At 67.2% G+C, this 23,421-nt stretch carries 22 protein-coding genes; 15 read left to right on the forward strand and 7 right to left on the reverse strand.

Annotated elements, in window-relative coordinates:
* Positions 1-47: 47 nt before the first annotated feature.
* Positions 48-1,214, forward strand: coding sequence for a pyridoxal phosphate-dependent aminotransferase (locus P1U75_RS06615; protein WP_300241219.1), 1,167 nt, complete (start codon positions 48-50; stop codon positions 1,212-1,214).
* 7 nt (positions 1,215-1,221) lie between these two features.
* Here P1U75_RS06615 and P1U75_RS06620 read toward each other — a convergent pair whose 3' ends face one another.
* Complete coding sequence (locus tag P1U75_RS06620; protein ID WP_300241221.1) at positions 1,222-2,124, reverse strand: LysR family transcriptional regulator; 903 nt, start codon at positions 2,122-2,124, stop codon at positions 1,222-1,224.
* A 115-nt stretch (positions 2,125-2,239) separates the two neighbouring features.
* On the opposite strand from P1U75_RS06620, the gene P1U75_RS06625 reads away from it, so the two are divergent.
* The 9 genes from P1U75_RS06625 to selD all read left to right on the forward strand — a co-directional run bounded on the left by P1U75_RS06625 (position 2,240) and on the right by selD (position 12,940).
* On the forward strand, positions 2,240-3,430 hold the full coding sequence (locus P1U75_RS06625; protein ID WP_300241223.1) for a cytochrome P450: 1,191 nt from the start codon (positions 2,240-2,242) through the stop codon (positions 3,428-3,430).
* 108 nt (positions 3,431-3,538) lie between these two features.
* Entirely contained in the window at positions 3,539-4,576 is a 1,038-nt protein-coding gene (locus P1U75_RS06630; RefSeq protein WP_300241225.1) for a TRAP transporter substrate-binding protein, read from the forward strand.
* A 254-nt stretch (positions 4,577-4,830) separates the two neighbouring features.
* A complete protein-coding gene (locus P1U75_RS06635) occupies positions 4,831-7,689 on the forward strand; it encodes a monovalent cation/H+ antiporter subunit A (RefSeq protein ID WP_300241227.1) in 2,859 nt (952 codons plus the stop codon).
* A 4-nt stretch (positions 7,690-7,693) separates the two neighbouring features.
* Positions 7,694-8,038 (forward strand): Na+/H+ antiporter subunit C, encoded by a 345-nt coding sequence (locus tag P1U75_RS06640; protein ID WP_300241229.1) that lies wholly within the window; start codon positions 7,694-7,696, stop codon positions 8,036-8,038.
* Complete coding sequence (locus P1U75_RS06645) at positions 8,035-9,591, forward strand: monovalent cation/H+ antiporter subunit D (RefSeq protein WP_300241231.1); 1,557 nt, start codon at positions 8,035-8,037, stop codon at positions 9,589-9,591. Before P1U75_RS06640 ends, P1U75_RS06645 begins: the two co-directional genes overlap by 4 nt.
* On the forward strand, positions 9,588-10,085 hold the full coding sequence (locus P1U75_RS06650; RefSeq protein ID WP_300241233.1) for a Na+/H+ antiporter subunit E: 498 nt from the start codon (positions 9,588-9,590) through the stop codon (positions 10,083-10,085). Before P1U75_RS06645 ends, P1U75_RS06650 begins: the two co-directional genes overlap by 4 nt.
* Complete coding sequence (locus P1U75_RS06655) at positions 10,082-10,351, forward strand: K+/H+ antiporter subunit F (protein WP_300241236.1); 270 nt, start codon at positions 10,082-10,084, stop codon at positions 10,349-10,351. The genes P1U75_RS06650 and P1U75_RS06655 overlap by 4 nt, the downstream gene beginning before the upstream one ends.
* Positions 10,352-10,360: 9 nt before the next feature.
* A complete protein-coding gene (locus tag P1U75_RS06660) occupies positions 10,361-10,753 on the forward strand; it encodes a Na+/H+ antiporter subunit G (RefSeq protein ID WP_300241238.1) in 393 nt (130 codons plus the stop codon).
* 24 nt (positions 10,754-10,777) lie between these two features.
* Positions 10,778-12,940 carry a selenide, water dikinase SelD gene (selD, locus tag P1U75_RS06665; protein ID WP_300241241.1) on the forward strand — a complete coding sequence of 721 codons (2,163 nt, stop codon included), beginning with the start codon at positions 10,778-10,780 and terminating at the stop codon, positions 12,938-12,940.
* A 109-nt stretch (positions 12,941-13,049) separates the two neighbouring features.
* Here selD and mnmH read toward each other — a convergent pair whose 3' ends face one another.
* Entirely contained in the window at positions 13,050-14,120 is a 1,071-nt protein-coding gene (gene mnmH / locus P1U75_RS06670; protein ID WP_300241244.1) for a tRNA 2-selenouridine(34) synthase MnmH, read from the reverse strand.
* A gap of 142 nt (positions 14,121-14,262) precedes the next feature.
* Between mnmH and P1U75_RS06675 the strand changes: the two genes are divergently transcribed.
* A complete protein-coding gene (locus P1U75_RS06675) occupies positions 14,263-14,745 on the forward strand; it encodes a MarR family transcriptional regulator (protein ID WP_300241246.1) in 483 nt (160 codons plus the stop codon).
* Between the two features lie 6 nt (positions 14,746-14,751).
* Here P1U75_RS06675 and P1U75_RS06680 read toward each other — a convergent pair whose 3' ends face one another.
* Positions 14,752-15,417 carry an SOS response-associated peptidase gene (locus P1U75_RS06680; RefSeq protein WP_300241248.1) on the reverse strand — a complete coding sequence of 222 codons (666 nt, stop codon included), beginning with the start codon at positions 15,415-15,417 and terminating at the stop codon, positions 14,752-14,754.
* Between the two features lie 138 nt (positions 15,418-15,555).
* Here P1U75_RS06680 and P1U75_RS06685 point away from each other — a divergent pair, with 138 nt between their 5' ends.
* Positions 15,556-17,301, forward strand: coding sequence for a tetratricopeptide repeat-containing sulfotransferase family protein (locus P1U75_RS06685; protein WP_300241252.1), 1,746 nt, complete (start codon positions 15,556-15,558; stop codon positions 17,299-17,301).
* A 149-nt stretch (positions 17,302-17,450) separates the two neighbouring features.
* Here the strand turns inward: P1U75_RS06685 and P1U75_RS06690 are convergent, their stop codons facing one another.
* The gene (locus P1U75_RS06690; RefSeq protein WP_300241256.1) at positions 17,451-19,025 is read right to left on the reverse strand and encodes a bifunctional metallophosphatase/5'-nucleotidase; all 1,575 of its coding nucleotides are present in this window, start codon (positions 19,023-19,025) and stop codon (positions 17,451-17,453) included.
* Between the two features lie 127 nt (positions 19,026-19,152).
* On the opposite strand from P1U75_RS06690, the gene P1U75_RS06695 reads away from it, so the two are divergent.
* The 3 genes from P1U75_RS06695 to arsC are packed head-to-tail and all read left to right on the forward strand — an operon-like array spanning position 19,153 to position 20,902.
* Complete coding sequence (locus tag P1U75_RS06695; protein ID WP_300241259.1) at positions 19,153-19,491, forward strand: DUF952 domain-containing protein; 339 nt, start codon at positions 19,153-19,155, stop codon at positions 19,489-19,491.
* Positions 19,488-20,546: a quinone-dependent dihydroorotate dehydrogenase gene (locus P1U75_RS06700; protein WP_300241262.1), complete on the forward strand. Its 1,059-nt coding sequence runs from the start codon at positions 19,488-19,490 to the stop codon at positions 20,544-20,546. The genes P1U75_RS06695 and P1U75_RS06700 overlap by 4 nt, the downstream gene beginning before the upstream one ends.
* Positions 20,543-20,902, forward strand: a complete 360-nt coding sequence (gene arsC / locus P1U75_RS06705; RefSeq protein WP_300241265.1) for an arsenate reductase (glutaredoxin) — start codon at positions 20,543-20,545, stop codon at positions 20,900-20,902. The genes P1U75_RS06700 and arsC overlap by 4 nt, the downstream gene beginning before the upstream one ends.
* Positions 20,903-21,040: 138 nt before the next feature.
* Here the strand turns inward: arsC and P1U75_RS06710 are convergent, their stop codons facing one another.
* From P1U75_RS06710 to P1U75_RS06720, 3 genes are read right to left on the reverse strand one after another with little or no spacing between them, the layout of a single operon-like run.
* Positions 21,041-22,366 carry an MATE family efflux transporter gene (locus tag P1U75_RS06710; RefSeq protein ID WP_300241268.1) on the reverse strand — a complete coding sequence of 442 codons (1,326 nt, stop codon included), beginning with the start codon at positions 22,364-22,366 and terminating at the stop codon, positions 21,041-21,043.
* On the reverse strand, positions 22,363-22,890 hold the full coding sequence (locus tag P1U75_RS06715; protein ID WP_300241270.1) for a PaaI family thioesterase: 528 nt from the start codon (positions 22,888-22,890) through the stop codon (positions 22,363-22,365). The genes P1U75_RS06710 and P1U75_RS06715 overlap by 4 nt, the downstream gene beginning before the upstream one ends.
* Entirely contained in the window at positions 22,890-23,309 is a 420-nt protein-coding gene (locus P1U75_RS06720) for a PaaI family thioesterase (protein ID WP_300241273.1), read from the reverse strand. Before P1U75_RS06720 ends, P1U75_RS06715 begins: the two co-directional genes overlap by 1 nt.
* Between the last annotated feature and the right edge of the window lie 112 nt (positions 23,310-23,421).

Below are 23,421 nucleotides of genomic sequence, written 5' to 3' on the forward strand. Positions count from 1 at the left end.
GCCCAATCCCGCACAAAGGCGGCAACAGACGACCGGGGAGGACCGCCTTGAGAACCGTCGCCAATTTCGACCGTATCGGCGAGGAGAACGCCTTTGCCGTGCTGGCCCGCGCCACCGCGCTGGCCGGGGGCGGTATGGACGTGATCAACCTTGGCATCGGACAGCCGGATTTTCCCACGCCCCCGCATATCGTCGAGGCCGCGGTGAAGGCGATGCGCGACGGCCAGCACGGCTATACCGCCGCCGAGGGCATCGCGCCGCTGCGCGTTGCGGTCTCCGCCGACCTTCACCGCCGCTTCGGCGCCGAGGTCAGCCCCGAGCGCGTGCTGGTCGTGCCCGGCGGCAAGGTCACCATGTTCACCGCGATCCTGATGTTCGGCGAACCGGGGGCCGAGATCCTCTATCCCGATCCGGGGTTTCCGATCTACCGCTCGATGATCGAGTTCACCGGCGCCACCCCGGTCCCGGTGCCGGTGCGCGAGGAGACCGGCTTTGCCATTTCTGCCGAGGAAACGCTGTCGCTGATCACCCCGCGCACCCGGCTGCTGATCCTGAACTCCCCCGCCAACCCCTGCGGCGGGGTCACGCCGAAGACGGAGATCGACCGGCTGGTCGCAGGGCTGGCCGATCACCCCGGGGTCGCGGTGCTGTCGGACGAGATCTATGACCAGATCCTTTATGACGGCGAATCCCATGTCACCCTGCTGGACTACCCGGAGATCCGCGACCGGCTGATCCTGCTCAACGGCTGGTCCAAGACCTATGCCATGACCGGCTGGCGGCTGGGTTATTCGGTCTGGCCCGATACGCTCTTCGACAAGGCGCGCAAGCTGGCGGTCAATGCCTGGTCCTGCGTCAATACCCCGGCACAATACGCGGCACTGGCGGCGCTGACCGGGCCGCAGGACGCGGTGGCCGAAATGGTCGCCGTCTTTGACAGCCGCCGCCGGGTGGTGGTCGACCTGCTCAACGCCATGCCCGGCGTCAGCTGTGCCGTGCCCAAGGGCGCCTTTTATGCCTTTCCCAATATCTCCGGCACCGGCTGGGCGTCGAAACCGCTGGCCTCGGCGCTGTTGGAGGAAACCGGCGTCGCCACCATCGGCGGGCCGGATTTCGGTATCCTGGGCGAGGGGTTCATCCGCATCTCCTATGCCAACAGCGAGGAGAACATCCGCCGCGCGCTGGCGCGGATGGGCGATTTCCTGAGTCGCTGAACACGGCTCAGTCCCCGCCCGCCGCCACCTGCACCAGCTGCTCCCGCAGCCAGCGGAACATCGGCGAATGATGGCTGCGCGGGGTCCAGTAGAGATCCACGTCGAAAGGCGCCGGGAACGGGCAGTCCAGAACCGCGACCGCCGCGCCAAAGGCCCGGGCCACCCGCGACGGCACGGTCGAGATCAGATCGGTGCCGGCCAGCGTCTCCGGCAGGGCCGCCGGGCTCGGAACCTCCATACGGGTGTTGAGTGCCGCCTCTGCCGCCTCGATCTCGACGAGGAAACGCGACCGCCATGAGCCGCCATAGGTGACGGTCACATGCGGCGCCGCCAGATAGGCGTCGCGATCGAGCCCCCGGGCCGACAGGGGATTGTCCGGCGCCATCACGCAGACGTAATGGTCACGCAACAGGTGCCGCTTGTAATAGCTGCTGTCGTCGATCCGCACCGGGCCGATGACCAGATCGGTTTCGCCCCGGTCCAGTTGCGCCTTGCCCTGCACGGTCGAGGACAGGACGTTCACCTTCAATCCCGGCGCCCGGCCGCGCAGGGTCCGCATCAGCCCCGGCACCAGGCTGATCCGCTCGAAGAAATTGCACGATATCGTCACCTCGGCCCGCGCCTCGGCCGGCTCGAATGCGGTGGGCTGCGACAGCGCCACGAACTCGTCCAGCATCCGCGCCGTGGCGCTGACGATCCCGTTGCAGCGTTCTGTCGGCACCACGCCGCCGCCCTGCCGCACGAACAGCGGATCGCAGAACGCCCGCCGCAGCCGCTCGATCGTATAGCTGACGGTGGACTGGTTCACGCCGAGGCTCTCCGCCGCCCGCGAGAACGACCCATGCGCATGCACCATCCGCAGCGTGCGCAACGCGGCGAAATCGATCGACAGCGAATCCGGTCCCGGCATGTTGCACCTCCAATAACATTGAATAATTCGATATTATGAATCGGCTCCATCGGATTGCAAGATGGTTCGCTTCGACTAGGATCGGGCGTCTTACCTACCGGGGGGAGGACCGACCATGACGACCGCCACGCGCGACCGCGCGCCGATCGACGACAGGATCACCATCGACCAGCTGACCCGAGATCCCTACGCGATCTATCGGCGGCTGCGGGCAGAGGCGCCGGTGCTGCGGATCAAGGCATTGGGCCGCACCCTGCTGACCAGGGCCGAACACACCAGACACGCCAAGGGCACGCCCGAGATCTTCAGCACCGACGATCCCGACACGCCGATGCAGCGGGCGTTTCTGGCCCATACGCTGATGCGCAAGGACGGCGCCGAACATCAGCGTGAGCGCGATGCGATGGCGCCGACCTTTTCCGGACGCAACATCAAGAATTGCTGGACGCCGATCTATACCCGGATCGCCAAGCAGTTCGTGTCCTCCCTGCCCCGCGGCGAAACCGTCGATCTGTTCCCGGCCCTGGCCGGTCCGTTCGCGGCGCATTGCCTGAAACACCTGCTGGGCATCGAAGAGGCCAGCGACGAAGAGATGCAACGCTGGAGCCAGCACCTGATCGACGGCGCCGGCAATTTCGGCTGGCGCGACGAGCCCTTTGTGCGCAGTGACCGCTCCAACGCCGAAATGGATGCGCTGTTCGAGCGGGTTATTCCGCGCCACCTGGCCGAGCCCAACCCCAGCGCCTTGTCGATGATGGTCAATGCCGAGGACCCGATCCCGAGCAGCCAGATCCATGCCAACGTCAAGATCGCCATCGGCGGCGGCATCAACGAGCCGCGCGACGCGCTGCTGACGATCCTCTTCGGGCTGCTGACCAACCCCGATCAACTGGCCGCCTGCAAGGCCGACGGGCTTTGGACCGCGGCCTTCGAGGAGGGGGTGCGCTGGGTGGCTCCGATTCAGGTCAGCTCGCGCCGGGTCAAGGAAGATATCGAGATCGGCGGCTACCTGATTCCCGCCGGTGATACCGTGATGACCGCGCAGGCCTCGGCCAACCATGACGAGGACCTCTACGAGCAGCCCGAGCGCTATGACATCTTCCGACCGAAACAGCCGCACCAGGCGTTCGGCAACGGGCCGCATTTCTGCCAGGGCACCCATATCGCCCGCCGGATGCTGGCCGACATCCTGCTGCCGATGCTGTTCGACCGGTTCCCCGACATGACCCTGCCGGACCCGTCGCAGGTGACATTCTGGGGCTTCGGTTTCCGCGGGCCGCTGAACCTGCCGGTCACGCTCAACTGATCCGGTCAACTGATCCGGCACCGCCACCGGGAGGAATACCGGGGCGGCGTCGGGCACTCTGCCCGCAATGAACGACAAGGGGCACAGGCCCGCAACTGGGAGGATACCATGAAGAAACGCTCGATCCTGAAAGGCATGGCCGCCGCCGTTCTGGCCGCTGCCCTGACCCCCGCCGCGCTGTCGGCGCAAGAGGTCACGCTGCGGCTGCACCAGTTCCTGCCGCCGCCGGCCACGGTGCCGAAACTGATCCTGAAGCCCTGGGCCAAGCGGGTCGAAGAGGCGACCGGCGGCAAGCTGGAGATCCAGCATTTCGACGCCATGTCGATGGGCGGCACCCCGCCCAGCCTGATGGACCAGGCGATCGACGGCACCGCCGACATCATCATGACCGTGGTCGGCTATACCCCCGGCCGGTTCCCGCGCACCGAAGTGTTCGAACTGCCGTTCATAATGACCGATCCGGTCGCCGCCTCGCAGGCGTTCATGGAACTGGTGGAAACCGACCTGCAGGAGAACGAATATTCCGACGTCAAGGTTCTGGGCGCCTGGGTGCACGGACCCGGGGTGATCCACACCGGAACCGGCGTCACCCGGCTCGAGGACATGGAAGGCAAGAAGATGCGCGGGCCGACCCGTGTGATCACCGACCTGCTCAAGGAACTGGGCGCGACCCCGGTCGGCATGCCGCTGCCGGCGATCCCCGAGGCGCTGTCCAAGGGGGTGATCGACGGCACCGTGATCCCCTGGGAGGTGACGCCGGCGATCAAGCTGGCCGAATTGGTCGGGAACCACACCGAGTTCTCGGGCGACGAGGCGCTCTATACCGCCACCATCGTTCTGGTGATGAACAAGGCGAAATACGACGCGCTGCCCGCCGACATCAAGGCCGCGCTGGACGCCGAGTCGGGCCAGAAACTGGCCACCTTCGCCGCCGAGGTGATGTTTGAGCGTGACAAGCCGGGCCGCGATATCGCCGTCGACAAGGGTAACACCATCGTTCAACTGGACGCGGCCGAAGTGGCCCGCTGGAAGGAAAAGGCCCAGCCGGTGATCGCACGCTGGGTCGCCGATATGGATGCCAAGGGGATCGACGGCGCCGCGCTGATCGACCAGGCCAAGGCGCTGATCCGCAAACACGGCGGCTGAGCTACATCCCTCCCCCGCACACGAACGCGCCGGTCCCGCCGGCGCGTTTTTCGTTGCCGGGCTGCGCCACGGGACGAGTCGCCGGTGCCACCCTCCAGCCCGTTCCTCGTCCGTTCCGCGCCCGCCGCGGAACCGAAAAAATTGCCGGTTTTCTCAACAAATGACCGGGTTGCGCCGCCGGTGGACTGGACAGTGGAGCAAAAAGCCTTAGGCAATACCCAGATCCTTGGCACGTCAGAACCGGAGTCGATACCTTGTCCCTTTTCCTGATCGCGGCCCTGCCTTTTCTCGGCGCCGTGTTCCCCGCGCTGCTGATCCGTGCCGGGCGCAATGCCGCCGCCGCCTCGACCGGTTCCGTGACATTGCTGGCGCTGATCGGTCTTCTGCTGCACGCCCCCGCGGTGCTGCGCGGCGAGACCGTCTCGGCGCGGCTCGACTGGCTGCCGGATCTGGGACTGAACGCGAATTTCCAGCTTGACGGGCTGGGTCTGCTGTTCGCCGGACTGATCCTGGGCATCGGCCTGCTGATCATCATCTACGCGCGATTCTATCTCAGCCGCGAGGACCCGATGGGGCAGTTCTACAGCTTTCTGTTGCTGTTCCAGGGCGCGATGGTGGGGATCGTCCTGTCCGACAACATCCTGCTTTTGCTGGTATTCTGGGAATTGACCTCTCTCTCCTCCTTCCTGCTGATCGGGTATTGGAAACACCTGCCCGAGGGGCGGCAGGGCGCGCGCATGGCGCTGGCCGTCACCGGATCGGGCGGGTTGGCGATGATCGGGGGCATGCTGATCCTGGGCCATATCGCCGGCAGCTATGACCTCAGCGTGATCCTTCAGCACAAGGATCTGATCCAGGCGTCGCCGCTCTACGCCCCGGCGCTGATCCTGATTCTGATCGGGGCCTTCACCAAGTCGGCGCAGTTCCCGTTCCACTTCTGGCTGCCGCACGCGATGGCCGCGCCGACGCCGGTCTCGGCCTATCTGCACTCGGCCACCATGGTAAAGGCAGGGCTGTTCCTGATGGCGCGGACGTGGCCGGTGCTGTCGGGAACCGATCTGTGGTTCTACCTCGTGGCCACCACCGGGCTGGTCACCATGGTGCTGGGCGCGGTGATCGCGCTGTTCAAGGACGATCTCAAGGCGCTGCTGGCGTTTTCCACCGTCAGCCACCTGGGGTTGATCACCATGCTGCTGGGCCTTGGCACCAAACCGGCGGCGGTGGCGGCGGTGTTTCACATCATCAACCACGCCACCTTCAAGGCCGCGCTGTTCATGAGCGCGGGCATCGTCGATCACGCCGCGCATACCCGCAGCATCCGTCAACTGGGCGGGCTGCGCCACCTGATGCCGCTGACCTTCACGCTGGCAGGGATCGCGGCGCTGTCGATGGCCGGTATCCCGCCGTTCAACGGATTCCTGTCCAAGGAGATGATGCTGGAGGAGGCCACCCATGCGGTCTGGGCCGGCGTGCCCTGGCTGTTGCCGGCGGTGGCGGTGGGTGGCGCGCTGTTCTCGGTGGCCTATTCGCTGCGCTACATCGCCCATGTCTTCCTCGGGCCCAAGCGGCACGATTACCCAACCCTGCCGCATGATCCCGGCCCCGGCCTGTGGTTGCCGCCGGCGGTGCTGGTTGCGCTGGTGGTGCTGATCGGGCTGTTCCCCGAGGCGATTGCCGCCCCCATCGTGGTGGCCGCGGCCGACGCGGTGACCGGCGATCATCATTCCTATTTCCACCCCAAGCTCTGGCACGGGCTGACCCCGGCGCTTTACATGTCGGTGGTGGCGGTCGCCGGCGGCGCGCTGCTGCTGATGCTGCACCGTCCGGCCGAGGGCCTGTGGAACGCCCTGCCCCGCCCCGAGGCCAAGGTGATCTATGACGCGATCGTCGGGGCCGCCACCCGCGCCAGCCGCCGTATCACCGACGCGCTACATGACGGGGCGCTGACACGTTATGCCGCGATCTTCCTGTTGTTCACCCTGGCGCTGGCCTATTACGCCTATGCGTCGGGCGACACCGGACCGCAGACCCGCGCGATGCTGCCGATCACCGTGATGCCGGTTGTGGGATGGATCTGCCTGGTGGGCGCGACGCTCTGTGTGGTGGCGTTCCACCGCAACAGGCTGCTGGCGCTGGTGCTGATCGGGGTGACCGGGCTCATGGTCTCGCTCAGCTTCAACTACCTGTCGGCCCCCGACCTGGCGCTGACCCAGATCTCGGTCGAGGTGGTCTCGATCATCCTGCTGCTGCTCGCGCTGAACTTCATGCCGCAGGAAACCCCGCGCGAAAGCAGCGCGGGCCGCAAGCTGCGTGATGCGGTGCTCTCCGTCGGCGCGGGGTTGGGCGCCGGCGGGCTGATCTATGCGCTGATGACGCGCGATTTCGCCCTGCCGTCGATCTCGGAATATCACCTTGCCAATTCCTACAAGGGTGGCGGCGGCACCAATGTGGTCAACGTGATCCTGGTGGACTTCCGCGGCTTTGACACCTTTGGCGAAATCATCGTGCTGGGCATCGCCGCGATCATCATCTTTGCCATCACCGAGGCGGTGCTGGGCAGCCGGGTGCGCGCGCGCCTGCTGAACCGCAAGCCGTGGTATCCGCTGGCCGGCGATGCGCACCCGCTGATGATGGTGGTGGCGACCCGGGTGATGATGCCGATCGCGCTGATGGTGGCGGCCTATATCTTCTTCCGGGGTCACAACATGCCCGGAGGCGGCTTCATCGCCGGGCTGATCGCGGCGATCGCGGTGGTGATGCAATACATGGCCTCGGGCTTCTCCTGGGCGACCGAGCGGCAGGGCCTGCCCTATCACGGCATTATCGGCACCGGCGTACTGGTGGCCGCCGTCACCGGCATGGGGGCCTGGTTCAACGGGCTGCCGTTCCTGACCAGCGCCTTCGGCTATGTCCACCCGCCCTACCTGGAGGAATTCGAACTGGCGACTGCGGCGCTGTTTGACCTGGGTGTGTTTCTGGCGGTTCTGGGCGCGGTCCTTCTGGCGCTGCAAAGCCTGGCGCGCTTTGCGTGGCAACCCGGCATTGCAAGCGAGCACCCGATGGACATCAACCCCGAGCGCGACGACGCGGCGGCTGTAATCAAGGGGCACTGAGCACATGGAGATCCTTCTGGCCAGCGCGGTCGGCATCCTGACCGCCAGCGGCATCTACCTGATCCTGCGGCAGCGCAGCTTTCCGGTGATCATCGGACTGTCGCTGCTGTCCTACGCGGTGAACCTGTTCCTGTTCGCCACCGGGCGGCTGGCGCTGAACCAGCCGCCGATCCTGAACAAATACGCCGAGGTCGCCTATACCGATCCGCTGCCGCAGGCGCTGGTGCTGACCGCCATCGTGATCTCCTTCGGGATGACGGCTGTTGTGGTGATGATCGCGCTCAGCGCCTATCTGGCGGCCCGCAATGACCGCATCGACATGACCGGCGAGACGGGAGAGGACGCATGAACCACTGGATCATCGCGCCCATCGTCCTGCCGGCGGTGGTCGCGCCCTTCATCATCATGGTGATCCGCTATCACCGCGACCTGCAGCGGGTGTTTTCGGTCGCCTCGGTGGTGGCACTGAACCTGGTCGCGCTGGTGCTGCTGTCCCAGGCGATGGACGGCACCATCGGGGTGTACGAGCTGGGCGACTGGCCCGCCCCCTTTGGCATCGTGCTGGTGCTGGACCGGCTGTCGGCGCTGATGGTGCTGCTGACCACGCTTCTGGCGCTGGCGGTGGTGCTCTATGCCATCGGCTCGGGCTGGGACACCCGCGGGCGGCATTTCCATGCCCTGTTCCAGTTCCAGCTTATGGGAGTTCTGGGCGCCTTCCTGACCGGCGACGCCTTCAACCTCTTCGTCTTTTTCGAGGTTCTGCTGATCGCCTCCTACGGGCTGATGATCCACGGCGGCGGCGCCACGCGGCTGCGGGCCGGCGTGCAATACGTGGTCTACAACCTGCTGGGCTCGACCCTGTTCCTGTTCGCGCTCGGCACGCTCTATTCGGTGACCGGCACGCTGAACATGGCCGATCTGGCGGTGCGGGTGGCCGAACTTCCGGCTGAAGACACCGCGCTGTTGCGGGTGGGGGCGGTGCTGCTGCTGCTGGTCTTTGCCATCAAGGCCGCGGTGCTGCCGCTACATTTCTGGCTGCCGGCCTCCTACGCCAACGCGCCGATGCCGGTGGCAGCCTTTTTTGCCATCATGACCAAGGTGGGCGCCTATGCCATCCTGCGCCTCTACACGCTGGTCTTCGGCCCCGAGGTGGCGGTGACCGCCGGGCTGGTGGGGGACTGGCTGCTGCCCGCCGCGCTGCTGACGCTGGCGGTCGGCTCCATCGGCATCCTCGGCGCGCGCGAGCTGGGGCGGCTGGTCGCCTTTTCGGCCATCGCCTCGATGGGCACGCTGCTGATCGCCATTTCGCTGTTCACGCCGCAGGCGGCAACAGCGGCGGTCTACTATGTGATCCATTCGACCTTTGCCACGGCGCTGATGTTCCTGATTGCCGACCTTGTGATCGAACGCCGGGGCGGACGGCTGGCACCGACACCGCCGATGCCGCAGGGCGGCGTGGTCGCGGCGCTGTTCTTTGCCGGGGCCATCGCGCTGGCCGGGATGCCGCCGCTGTCGGGATTCATCGGCAAGCTGCTGGTGATGGACGCGTCCCGCGCCAGTGCCCAGGTCTGGACCGTCTGGGCGGTGATCCTGACCACCTCGCTGATCACCATCGTCGGAATGGCGCGGGCCGGCAGCATCCTGTTCTGGAAATCGCATGACCACAGCCTGCGGCCGCCCGACCTGCCGGAAGACGAGGATGACGGCGCGCCCGAGGCGCCCGATCACGCCCCCGAACCGGTGCCGGGGCTGGCCTTCGTGCCGGTCTTCGCGCTGCTGGCGGCACTGGTCGCGCTGACGGTTCTGGCCGGCCCGGTGATGCGCTATACCGAGGCGACCGCCGCCCAGCTCTTCGCCCCGGCGGGCTACATCGAAACCGTTCTGCAAAGGCCCGGATCATGAGGCTGCTGTCCCGCATCTTCCCGCACCCTTACCTGACCGGCCTGCTGACGCTGGTCTGGCTGCTGCTGGTCAACAGCTTTTCGCTGAACTCGCTGCTGTTCGGCTTTCTGCTGGGTATCGTGATTCCCTTTCTCACCCGCCCCTACTGGCCCGACCGGCCCGAACTGCGCCACCCGCTGAAGATCGCCGGGTACATCCTGATCGCGATCTGGGACATCATCGTGGCCAATGTCACCGTGGCCCGGATCGTTCTGTTCAAGCGAAACGCCGACCGGCATCCGGCCTGGATCTGCATCCCGATGGAGCTGCGCAGCCCCGAGGCGATTACCGTGCTGGCCGGGACCATCACCCTGACGCCGGGCACGGTCAGCGCCGACCTGTCGGCCGAGGGGCATTTCCTGCTGGTCCATTGCCTCGACGCGCCAGACCCGGAGGCGGTCCGCGACGAGATCAAGGACCGCTACGAACGCCGCCTGATGGAGATTTTCGAATGATCGCCTATGCCATCTACTTCGCCGCCGGCTGTTTCGGCCTCGCCTTCCTGATGAACCTGTGGAAGATCGCGACCGCCGAGGGCGTCGGCGACCGGGTTCTGGCGCTGGACACCATGGTGATCAACGCGATCGCCCTGATGATCCTCTACGGACTGGCCAACGGCACCGAGATCTTTTTCGAGGCGGCGATGATCGTCGCCATGCTGGGGTTCGTCTCGACCGTGGCCTATGCGCGCTTCATGCTGCGCGGCAACATCATCGAATAGGGGAACGTCATGGAGCAGGTTCTCGATCTTCTGATCACTTTCTTTCTGGTCATCGGCGGGGTGTTCGGGTTGGTGGGGTCCTTCGGGCTGATCAAGCTTAACGATCCGATGTCGCGGCTGCACGCCCCGACCAAGGCGACCACGCTGGGGGTGGGCGGCGTGCTGATCGCCTCGATGCTGCATGCCTATGCCTATGAGGGGCACCTGTCGTGGCACGAGCTTCTGATCACGCTGTTCCTGTTTCTGACTGCCCCGATCACGGCGAATTTCATTGCCAAGGCGCATATCCACCGGCACGAGACGCCGGGCACCCTGCCGCTGGCCGGCGGCGACCGCAAATGGGCCACCCACGATATCCCGCCGGAGGACCAGGAGGCCGCCTCCCCCGCCGACCGCGGCTGATCCGGCACAAAGAGGACCCCGCCCGTGCACCAGCCCCCGCATCCCCTGACCCGCGACCTCGTGCTTGTGGGCGGCGGCCATACCCACGCGCTGGTGCTGCGCAAATGGGGCATGCGTCCGCTGCCCGGCGCACGGCTGACGGTGATCAACCCCGGCCCCACGGCCCCCTATTCGGGCATGTTGCCCGGCTTTGTCGCGGGGCACTACGACCGCGATGCGCTGGATATAGACCTGGTGAAGCTGGCGCGTTTCGCCGGGGCGCGGGTGGTTCTGGGGGAATGCACCGGGATCGACTCCAAGGCGCGGCTGGTGCGTGTGCCCGGTCGGCCGCCGATCGCCTATGACGTCTGCTCGGTCAACGTCGGCATCACCTCCCACATGCCCGCCCTGCCCGGCTTTGCCGAGCACGGCATCCCGGCCAAGCCGCTTGGTCCCTTCGCCGCACGCTGGCAAAGCTACCTGGCGGGCGATGGGCCGGTCCGCGTGGCGGTGATCGGCGGCGGCGTGGCCGGGGCCGAGTTGGTCATGGCAATGGCCCATGCGCTGCGAACGCGCGGCCGGCTGGCCGAGCTGAGCCTGATCGACAGTGCCCGGGCGCTCTCTGCCTTAGGCAATGGTGCGGCAGGCCGGGTGCGCGCGGCGATCAAGGCGCTCGGCATCGCCCTTTGCGAGGGCGTCGGGGTTTCCGAAGTCACCGCGCAGGGGGTGGTAATAGCCGACGGCTCCACCATCGCATCAGACTTCACCACCGGGGCCGCCGGCGCACGCGCCTACCCGTGGATCGCCGAAAGCGGGCTGGCGCTGCAGGACGGTTTCATCACCGTCGACGCGCATCTGCGCAGCAGCGATCCGTCGGTCTTCGCCGCCGGCGACTGTGCCCATCTTTCGCACGACCCGCGCCCGAAGGCGGGGGTCTACGCGGTGCGCGAGGCGCCGGTCCTTTTCGACAACCTGCGCGCAGCACTTGAGGGCGCCCCGCTGCGCCGCCGCTACCACCCGCAGAAAGATTACCTCAAGCTGATCTCGCTCGGCGGCAAGTCGGCGCTTGGCGAACGGTTCGGCCTGCCGTTCTCCGGCCCGCTGATCTGGCGCTGGAAGGACCGGATCGACCAGAAATTCATGGACAAGTTCCGCGAGTTGCCCACGATGCAACCGCCCGCACCGCCCCGCCACCGCGCCGCCGGGCTGGAGGAGATGCCGGGCGACAAGCCGATGTGCGGCGGCTGCGGCGCCAAGCTGGGACGCGGGGCGCTGCGGGCCGCGCTCGCCGCGCTGCCGACCGGGACACGCGCCGACATCACGCCGCTGCCCGGCGACGACGCGGCGGTCCTGACCGTGGGTGGCGTGCAACAGGTGATCACCACCGACCATTTGCGCGCGGTCACCGAGGACCCGGTGCTGATGGCGCGAATCGCGGCGGTACATGCGCTGGGAGACATCTGGGCGATGGGCGCGGCGCCGCAGGCGGCCACCGCGACGCTGATCCTGCCGCGCATGACGCCCGAATTGCAGGCCCGCACCATGACCGAGATCATGGCCGCCGCCGGAGAAGTGCTGCGCGAGGCGGGCGCCGAGATCGCCGGTGGCCACAGCTCCATGGGCGACGAACTGACCATCGGATTCACCCTGACCGGCCTGCTCGATCGCGACCCGATCACCCTGGCGGGCGCACAGCCCGGCGACGCGGTGATCGTGACCAAACCGGTCGGCTCGGGCGTGCTGATGGCGGCCGAGATGCTGGGTGCGGCGCGCGGCGACTGGGTCGCGGCGGCCTTTGAGCTGATGACACGCCCGCAAGGCGATGCGGCGCGGCTGCTGGCGGGCGCCCATGCGATGACCGACGTGACCGGCTTCGGCCTCGCCGGTCACCTGCTGAACATCTGCGAGGCCTCCGGGGTGGCGGCGCGGCTCGACCTCGGCGCGGTGCCGTGGATGGCCGGCGCGCTTGAACTGTCGCGGGCAGGCCACCGCTCCACGCTCTACCCGGACAACAAGGCGCTGGCGCCGGACCTGCCCGCCGATCCGCATACCGATCTGCTGTTCGATCCGCAGACCGCCGGCGGGCTGCTCGCCACAGTCGCGGCGGAGCAGGCCGACGATCTGGTCGCCAGGCTGCGCGCCGCAGGCCACCAGGCGGCGCGGATCGGAGAGATCACCCAAGGCCCGCCGCGCCTCAGCCTGGGGTAACGCCACGGCCCTTCTTCCCGGCCCTTCATCTTTGCGAGAATACTCCGGCGGAGCCGGCTGAAGGCGACGAGGGCAGAGCCCCCAGCCCTGCCCGTCACAACCGCCGCGCTCAGCCCTGCGGTCGCGGCGCCCAGCCCTCGACCACGCGCGCGATCTCGCCCGCCGCCGCCTCCAGCCCCGGCGCATCCAGGCTCGCCGCCGCAACCCGGGCCAGCACCTCGGCCCCGATCGCCTTTCGCGACTTGGCATAGGCCGGGTCATAGTGTTCGGCCATCAGTGCCCGGGTCAGCCCCGGCTTGTCCCCCGCCGCGATCAGCTCGAACCATCCATCCACCACCGCGTGGCCGCGATGGGGGCGCAGCGCGTCAAGCTTTTCGCGCAACCGCCCGGAATCCGACAGGATATCGTCATAGGCCCGCACCAGGTAGGCGGTGCGCGCCGCCAGCGACGCCTCGACCTCGATCCGCGGTGCCACCTTCATCGCGGCCCAGAGCGCGGGTGGCACCATCCGCTCGCCGACCTTGCTCGATTCCGCCTCCACCACCGCCGGCCGCGTCGGATCGAGACGGTCAAGCTCGATGGCCAGCGCCGTCTCGAAGGCCTTCTGGCTGGGCTGCGGATCTGCCATCTCGCCCAGCAGGGATCCGCGATGCGCCGCCAACCCTTCCAGGTCCAGCACCTGCACCCCGCGCCGGTCGAGGATCTGCAACAGCTCGGTCTTGGCGGTGCCGGTATAGCCATCAAGCAGCACCAGCGGGTGCGGCACCCGCCCCTCGTAGAGCGCGCTATAGATCAGGCGGCGATAGCTCTGGTAGCCGCCCTTGATGCTGTCGGCGCGCCAGCCGATCTGGCCCAGCATCCAGGCGAACGACCCGGACCGCTGCCCGCCGCGCCAGCAATAAACCAGCGGGCGCCAACCGCCAGGTTTGTCCTGCAGCACGGTCTCGATGTGGCGCGCGGCATTGTGAAACACCAGTGCCGCGCCGATCTTGCGGGCGCGGAACGGGCTCTCCTGCTTGTAGATGGTGCCGACCCGGGCGCGCTCCTCGTTGTCGAGAACCGGCAGGTTGATCGCCCCGGGAAGGTGATCCTCGGCGTATTCGGCCGGACTGCGCACGTCGATCACGGTATCGAACCCGTGGTCGAGCAGCTCGGCAAGGGATTGGAACTCTCTCGGCATGGGCCTCTCTACCGCGCCGGGATGGCAAGGAAAAGCACCACGGACCGGCGCTGACGAATAACCGCGCGGAACACTATGTGCATACTTGCCAATTTTCCGTTCCCGATCCATCATCGCCGTTGCGCTTAGAACCGGAGGCGACATGGACATCCACACCATGCCCGGACACCTGATCCGGCGGCTCAACCAGATATCCACGGCCCTGTTCATGGACCACATGGCCCAGGCCGCACTGAACCTGACCCCTGTGCAATACGCCGCGCTCAGTGCGATCCGCAATCATCCGGGAATCGACCAGGCCACGGTTGCCGGGCTGGTGGCCTATGACCGCGCCACCCTGGGCAAGGTGATCGACCGGCTGGATGCGCGCGGGCTGGTGCGGCGCACCACCTCGCGCAGCGACCGGCGGGCAAAGGCGCTTTCGCTGACTGCCGAGGGCGCCCAGCTTCTGTCAGAGGCGCGGTCCCGCGTGGAGGCGCTGCAACCCGAGATCCTCGCCGGGCTCGACGCCGAGGAGGCGCAGACCTTTGTCGCGCTGCTGAAAAAAGCCACGATGGCCGGCAATGAAAACAGCCGCGCGCCGCTCAAGGCCCCGGCGACCCGGCCAACGCGCCTGCGCTCCTAGACGGGGTCAGGTCCGCGCCAGCGGCGCGATCAGATCCGGCCCCGAGGCGCGGTTGGAATTGACGGCCGTTCCGACCCGGTGGAACGCCAGTACATCCTCGCCCGCCGGGTGCATCAGCCGCGCCGCCCCAGCCCCGGCCTCGCCCAGCCAAAGCGGCCAGTCGGCGGGGTCCAGGACCAACGGCATCCGATGGTGGATGCCGGACAAGGCGGCGCTTGCCGCCGTTGTGACGATGGCGCAGGTGGGCTGCGGATCGTCCTTGCCCCAGTCCTGCCAGACCGCGCCGAAGGCCAGCGGTGCGCCATCGCTGCGGTGGATATACCACGGCAGGCGCTGGCCCTCGTCGGTATTGGTCCATTCATAGAACCCGCTTGCCACCACGATGCCACGCCGCTCGCGGCAGGCGGCGCGAAAGGCGGGCTTTTCCGCCAGGGTCTCGGCCCGTGCGTTGATCAGCAGTGGCCCGCCAGTGGCGCTCTTGTACCAATGCGGCAGGAACCCCCATCGCATCGGCACCAGCCGCCGCGCGCCTTCTCCCGCGCGCACCACGTGAACCGGGTTGGTGGGGCAAACGTTGAAATTGGGCACCGGCGGCAGGTCGTTGGCCGGTTGCGCCGCGAACAGCCGCGCCATTGCGTCACTGGGCAGGGTGATTGCAAAGCGTCCGCACATTTCATCCCACCAATGATCAAAATCCGGGCGCATGTAAAACCGGACCGGGCGAATTTTCGCCTTTGCCGGCGACGGAAGTTGCCTCGGCCTTTGTGAAGTTTATGTGACATAGGTAAAGCGGTTCAAGAGTATCCCATCATGCCCAAGCAAAACCCGATTGCCGTGGCCCAGGTGCAGCTTCAGCAGGGTCGCCACAAGGGCGCACTGAAGACCGTCAAATCCGCCATGGCGCGCCATCCCAAGGATGCACGTTTTCCTAACCTTGCAGGGCTGGCCATGTGCGGGCTTGGCCAGCAGCGTGCCGCGATCCCGATGTTCCAGAAGGCGATCCGGCTGGATCCCCATTTCGCGGATGCTCAGCGGAACCTGGCGCAAACCCTGATCCTGCTGGGCATGACCGAGAAGGCGCTGACGCTGCTCGACCGGATGGTCGCGATCCACCCCGAGGACGAGGGGGCCCATTACCTGCAGGCGCAGGCGCTGGCCAACCTGGGCCTGACCGAGGCGGCCGAGGCCGCCGCATCGCGGGCCATCGACCTGGCGCCGGGTCAGCCGCGCAACTTCAACCTGCGCGGGGTTCTGCGCAACACGCTGGGCCTGACCGACCGGGCGCTGGAGGATTTCGAGACCGCCCTCCGGCTCGACCCCACCAACATTGACACGCTGATCAACATCAGCCTGCCGCTGGCCCGCCAGACCCGCTACGACGCGGCGCTGGACGCCGCCCGCCGCGCGGTGGCCCTGGCCCCGGCCCATATCGGCGCGCATCTGCGCCTTGCCGCCAGTTACCTGGAGTCCGGCGACCAGGCGGCAGCACAGGAGGAGTATCGCGAGATCCTGACGCTGGAACCGCAGAACGCCGAGGCCATCGAACGTCTGGCCGCGCTGCAAAGCCGCGAGCAGAACGCCTCTCTCTGCGAGTCCGCGCGGGCGGCGCTGAAACGGGCCGGATCGCGCCACCAGGAACGGGTCAGCCTGAATTTCGGACTGGCCCGCATCGCGCAGCAGGCCGGCGACTCCCTGGCCGAGGCGCGCTATCTCAGCGAGGCCAACCGCGACATGGCCCGCGCCCTGCCCTATGACGCGATCCGCGACAGCGCGCTGAACCACGCGATCATGGCGCGGTTTCCCGCCGCGCCGGACGGGGCCGACCCGGATCAGCCCGTGATCCCGATCTACGTGCTGGGGTTACCCCGCTCGGGCACCACGTTGGTCGAGGCGATGCTCGGCGCGCATCCGGCGGTCAAACCACTGGGCGAACAGATCGTCGCCGGCCGCCAGCTGTACCCGTTGATCGAATCCGAGCGCGCCTTCGGCGCGGCGGAGATCGAGGATTACCTCAGCGCGGAGCGGCGGATGCTTCCGGAACTGCCTGCGGGGGTGAGCGCCTTTACCGACAAGATGCCCGAGAATTACCGGCTGATCGGATTCCTGAAAACCGTACATCCCGGGGCCCGTTTCGTACATTTGCGCCGCGACCCGCGCGACGTGGCCCTGTCGATGTGGCGCGGCCATTTCTCGGGCAGCGCGCTGAACTATACCTACGACCTGCGGGCGATGGCGCATCGGTTCAACCTCTATGCCGAGATCATGGCCTTCTGGCACCGGCTGTTGCCGGGGCAGATCCTGGATCTGCCCTATGAGGAGATGACCGCCGATCCGGAGGTCGCCAGCCGAACCCTCGCCGCCCATTGCGGGTTGGACTGGGTGCCGCAGATGGCGCGGCCCGATGAGACCGCCGAGGCGGTGCTGACCTCGAGCGCGGGACAGTTGCGCCAGCCGGTGCACCGCCGCTCGGTCGGGGCCTGGCGCACCCACGCCGAGGCGCTGGCCCCGTTCATTGCCGGGCTCAATCCGGCGCTTTGGCCCGGGTTGGACGGGTAAGGCCGACCGCCCCCCTCACAAGGAACAGGACCGCGAAAGCCGCGCTGTCCTCCCGGACCTGATCCGGGATCGGCCGGTCCCGAGGAGGCCCCGGGTCAAACCCGGGGTGACAGGGGGAGGAGGTGTGCCCCCCCTCCCCGGCACCAGCGTTACTTTTTGCTGATCCGCCCGTCGGTATAGGGCTGATAGGGCGAATGCGCGGCCAGGTACTCGGCGGTGACATCGGCCAGGTCGGGGCCGTAGTCATAGGCGTTTTTGTCATCGCCCGAGAACGACTTGTAGCCGTCGCCGCCGTTGCGCACGTAGTTGTTGGTCACCGCCAGGTAGGTCGCCGCGGGATCGAGCGGCACGTAACCGTCCTCGCTGGCCACCATCACCTCGGAAATCCGCGCGCCCGCCGGTGCGGCGGAATCCCAGGCGAAGGTCAGGCCGGCGACCTGCGGGAAACGGCCCGCCACATCCTCGACCTGGCTGACGCCGTTCTCCAGCGCGTCGATCAGGCCCTGCCCCGAGATCTCGAAGGTCGAAAGCGTGTTCTGGAACGGCAGCACCGTCAGTACCTCGCCCATGGTCACCGCACCCGCGTCGATGCTGGCGCGCAGTCCGCCGGAGTTGGCGATGGAGACGGTGACACCCTGATCGGCGACCCGCTCCAGCATGGCGTCGGCCACCAGGTTGCCCATGGCGCATTCCTCAACCCGGCAGGTGTTGCGGTCGCCCTCGATCGGCGCGGCGGCCTCGGCCACCACCTTTTGCCGGATCTCCTCCAACGGCACGGCAAGCGCCGCGATCCGCTCTACCGTGGCGCTGTCCTCGGTCACGCCGGAATCCATGATCAGCGGTTCGCCCTTGGCCTCGATCAATTCGCCGGCGTCGTCAAAGGTCACGTTCAGCTCGCCCAGGAACTTGCCATAGGCATAGGCCGTGACGATCGCCACGCCGTTGACCATGGTCGGATAAGGCCCCTCGGCGCGGTCCGAGACATTGCTGAGATAGGTGTTGGTATGACCGCCGACGATGACATCGACGCCGGTGGTCTCGGCCGCGACCCGCTGATCGACCCGATAGCCGGAATGGCTGAGCACGATGATCTTGTTGACCCCCTGCGCCGTCAGCCGATCGACCTCGCCCTGCACGGCGCCGACCGGATCGGTGAAATGCACGTTGGGGCCCGGGCTGGCCAATTCGTCGGTATCCTCGGGGGTCAGCCCGATCAGGCCCAGCTTTTCGCCGCCGCGTTCGATCACGGTGGATTTCAGCAGCTTGGTCGCCAGCATTTCCTCGCCCGAGACATCGGCATTGGACATCAGCACCGGGAAGCCCACCGAATCCATGAAGCCGCGCAGAACCTCGGGCCCGTCGTCGAATTCGTGGTTGCCCACGGTCATTGCGTCATAGCCGAGCTTGTTCATCATCTCGGCGGCGACCTTGCCCTTGTAATAGGTATAAAACAGCGTGCCCTGGAACTGATCGCCGCCATCGACGAGGATCGAGTTGTTCGACCGGGCCCTCGCCTCGGCCACCGCCGAGACCAGCCGCGCCGAGCCGCCGAAACACTTGCCCTCGGTGTTGTCCTCGGACGAGCAGCCGCTGTCATACTTGCTGATCGGCTCGAACCGGGCGTGGAAATCGTTGGTGTGCAGGATGGTCAGGCTGTAATCGGCCGAGGCCGCCCCGGCGCTGAACGCCAGCGCGGCAAAGGGGGTAAGAAAACGCGTCTTCATGAAACAACTCCCGGTTGGTTTTTTCAGTGATGGTGCGCCGCAAATCGCATCCTGTCAAAGTCTCTTGCGCGCTGACCTTGCGCCAATCGCGCTTGATTCCGCGATCCTGCCGGGGCATCACCCAACCATGCTGATATTCAAGATATTCCGCGCCGACGAATGGGCGGCGCTGCAACAGGCGGGCGAAACCGCCGGGGCGCCGGTCGATCTGGCCGACGGGTATGTGCATTTCTCGACCGCCGAACAGGCCGCCGAGACCGCCGCCAAGCATTTCGCGGGCGAAGAGGGGCTGATGCTGCTGGCCTGCGACGCGGGTGCGCTGGGCGCGGAGCTGAAATGGGAGGTATCGCGGGGCGGCGCGAAATTCCCGCATCTTTACCGTGTGTTGCGGATGCGCGACGTGCTCTGGGCGAGGCCGCTGCCGCTGGAAAACGGTGCCCACCGTTTTCCCGAGGAGATGGCATGAGCCTGCTGGAACAGGCCGGGCTGGCGCTGTTGCACCGGGTCGATCCCGAGGTCGCGCACGGGCTGTCGATCCGGGCGCTGAAGATGGGCCTTGTGCCCGGGTCCGGCGCGATCACCTCGCCCCGGCTGCGGTGCCGGATCGCCGGGCTCGACCTGCCCAACCCGGTGGGGCTGGCGGCCGGATACGACAAGAACGCCGAGGTTCTGGCGCCGCTGTCGCGCGCAGGTTTCGGCTTTGTCGAGGTCGGCGCGGCCACCCCGCGCCCGCAGCCCGGCAACCCGAAACCGCGCCTGTTCCGCCTGACCGGGGACCGCGCGGCGATCAACCGCTTCGGCTTCAACAACGAGGGGATGGAGGCGATCGCGGCGCGGCTGGCCGAACGGCCCAAGGAGGCTGTCATCGGCCTCAACCTCGGCGCCAACAAGGACAGCGAGGATCGCGCCGGCGATTTCGCCCGGGTGCTGACCCATTGCGGCGCGCATCTGGATTTCGCCACGGTCAACGTCTCGTCGCCCAATACCGAGAAACTGCGCGACCTTCAGGGCAAGGCGGCGCTTTCGGCGCTGCTGACCGGGGTGATGGCGGCGCGGGATGCGCTGGTTCGCCCGATCCCGGTGTTTCTGAAGATCGCGCCGGATCTCAGCGAGGGCGAGCTGGCCGATATCGCCGATGTGGCGCGCGACACCGGGGTGGACGCGATCATCGCCACCAATACCACGCTGTCGCGCGACGGGCTGACCAGCCCGCAGCGGGGGGAGGCCGGTGGCCTCTCCGGGGTGCCATTGTTCGAAAAATCCACCCAGGTTCTGGCCCGGCTGAGTGCCCTGACCGGGGGGGAGATCCCGCTGATCGGCGTGGGCGGCATCGCCTCGCCCGAGGATGCCTATGCCAAGATCCGCGCCGGTGCCAGCGCGGTGCAGCTTTATACCGCGCTGGTCTACCAGGGCATGAGCCTGGTGCCCCGGATCGTGACCGGGTTGGAGACGCTGTTGGCACGCGACGGCTTTGCCACCGTGGCCGAGGCGGTGGGAACGAAACGAGAGGACTGGCTATGATCGAATACTGGCACAATCCACGCTGTTCGAAATCCCGCGCCGGGCTGGCCCTGCTGCAAGAGCACGGCGCCGAGGTGACGGTGCGCCGTTACCTGGAGGACGCGCCGAGCGCCGAGGAGCTTGCCGCCGCGCGCGCGGCCCTGGGCAACCCGCCGGCGATCGAGATGATGCGGCCCGGCGAGGCGCTGTTCCGGGAGTTGGGGCTGGCCCGGAGCGACGGCAATGAAAAATTGATTGCTGCGATGGTCGAACACCCAAGGCTGATCGAGCGCCCGCTGGCCATTTCAGGCGCGCGCGCGGTGATCGGTCGGCCGCCAGAACGCTTGTTGGGCTTATTGGAGCCTCAAGGCGAATAATACTTTTTCAATATTCCTTGAGGATAACCCTGTGGAGAACAGAACCAGTCTTTTACTTTTTTACTATTTAAATCAGTAATTTATTTATCTTTATTAATTCTCTTTGAACTGCAGACTGCCGTCAAATTCGAACATTCCCTAGGTGACTCGCGCCTCCAGGGCCGGGTACCGCAGGCCCAGCGTGATCGCCCGCGCGACGAAGGAAATCAGCAGCGCCAGCCACAGCCCGTGATTGCCAAGGACCGGCACCAGCAGGGCCAGCGCCACGGCATAGACCGCAAAGCTCGCCGCCATCATGTTGCGCATGTCCCGCGTCGCGGTGGCGCCGATGAAGATCCCGTCGAGCATGAAGGCCGCCACCCCCAGCAGCGGAGCCGCGACCGCATAGGGCAGAAATCCGCGCGCCGCCTGCCGTACCTCGGGCGCGGTGGTCATCAGGTCGATGATCGCGCCGCCCGCCAGCGCAAAGGCCAGCGACAGCGCCAGCACGATCACCAGGCCCCAGGCGCTGCTCATCACGGCGGCCCGGCGCAGCCGGTCGCGCGCCCGCGCGCCCAACGCCTGACCGACCAGCGTTTCGGCGGTAAAGGCGAAGCCGTCCAGCGCGAAGGCGGAAAAGGTCAGGAACTGCATCAGCACCTGGTTGGCCGCCAGCGTGACGTCGCCGAAGCCCGAGCCGATGAACAGGAAGCTGACGAAGATCGCCTGCAACAGCAGCGAGCGAAGCAGGATGTCACCGTTGACCGCCAGCATGCGGGTCAGACGGGTGCGTTCGAACACCTGGGCGGGGTCGAACCACTCCGGGCGCACGAAAGCCGCGCGGCAGAACCACAGCCCGAGCGCCAAACCGGACCATTCGGCGAGAAAGGTGGCAAAGGCGACCCCCTGCACGCCCCAGCCGAGGCCGAGCACGAACCACAGGTCCAGCCCGATGTTCAGCCCGTTCATCCAGAGCTGCATCATCAGCACGGCGCGGGTGCGCTCCTGCGCGATCAGCCAGCCGGTGATGCCGTAAATCGCGATGGCCGCGGGCGCCGACCAGACGCGGATGCGCATGTAGCCGGTGGTCATCGTCTCGACATCCGCCGTCGCCGGCGAAGCCTGCAGCGCGCCCCAGAACAGCGGCACCTGCAGCGCGATCAGGGCGATGCCCCCCGCCCCGCCGATCAGCAGCGCCCGGGTCAGCAGCGCGGCCACCTCGCCGTGCTCGCCCGCGCCCAGCGCCTGGCTGGTCAACCCGACCGTGCCCATGCGCAGGAACCCGAACACCCAGTAGACCGCCGAGAGGATGATCGCCCCCAGCCCGACCGCGCCAATCGGTTCGGGCAGGCCGAGCTGGCCCACCACACCGGTATCGACGGCGCCGAGGATCGGCACGGTGATGTTCGACAGAACGATGGGCACCGCGATGCGCAGGATGCGCCGATGGGTGATCGCGGCACGCGGAGCGGTCAGCTGCGTCACGCGCCCCGGTCCGGCGCCGCCGCCGGCTGCGGCATCAGGAAATGCCCGGTGGCCTGCGCGAAGAGCTTGTCGTGATGGTCCTGCCAGGCCGCCACATGCACCGAGGCATAGCGCCGCCCCGAGCGGCTGACCGTGGCCCGCGCATAGGCGTCGCGCGGCAGGCCCGAGCGCAGGTAATCGACCGTGAAATCAATGGTCTTGGGCAGGCGCGGCAGGTTACCGACGGCCATTTCCTTCGGGTCCAGTGCCCCCGTTTCGATGTCGGGCCAGAGCTGCGACCAGCCCAGGGTGATGATCGCCGTCACCTCGAGAAAGGCTGCCGTCGCTCCGCCATGCAGTGCCGGCAGGAACGGGTTGCCGATCAGTTTCTCGTTGAAGTTCATCACACCGGTCAGCTCGTCGCCGCGGCGGTCGAAGTCGACCCCGAGGAACCGGGCATAGGGCACCCCTGTGACCAGTGCGCGCAGCGCGGCGTCGCGGCGTTGCTTGACCACCTGCACGGGTTCCGGACGGGAGCGGGCCATCAGCGTTGCTCCACGGTAAAGGCACCGGCGGCGGTGGCGACCGGGCGGTCGGTGTCATCATCCACGGTGAAGACGCGCACGAAGGCGACGTTGCGGGTGACGTGATAGCAATCCGCGGTTGTCGTCAGCCGCTGCCCCGGCGTGGCCGCGCGCATGTAGTCGATGCGCAGGTCGATTGTGGCGGTCGCCCCGGGGGCCGAGGGGTGGCTCATCACCGCGGCGCCGCAGCAGGTGTCCATCATCGCCGAGACGGCGCCGCCGTGGATCACCCCGGTCTCCGGATCGCCGATCAGGTGGTCGCTGTAGGGCATTGTGATCACGGCGCGGCCGTCGCCGATCTCGGTCAACTCCAGCCCCAGGGCGCTGGCGTGGGGAATCGCCTCGATGAATTGACGCGCGAACTTGACCTTGTCGATCACGGTGGACGCTCCTATTCCGGTTGTCCGCCTTTATGATCCGCCCCACCCCCAAAGGGCAAGCCCGGGCATTGCGCTTGTCGCGCCGTCGCCATAAGTTGCGCCGCGTGGGAGA

It is taken from the genome of Antarcticimicrobium sp., from assembly GCF_029212575.1.
In the GTDB taxonomy this organism is placed as follows: Bacteria; Pseudomonadota; Alphaproteobacteria; order Rhodobacterales; family Rhodobacteraceae; genus Antarcticimicrobium.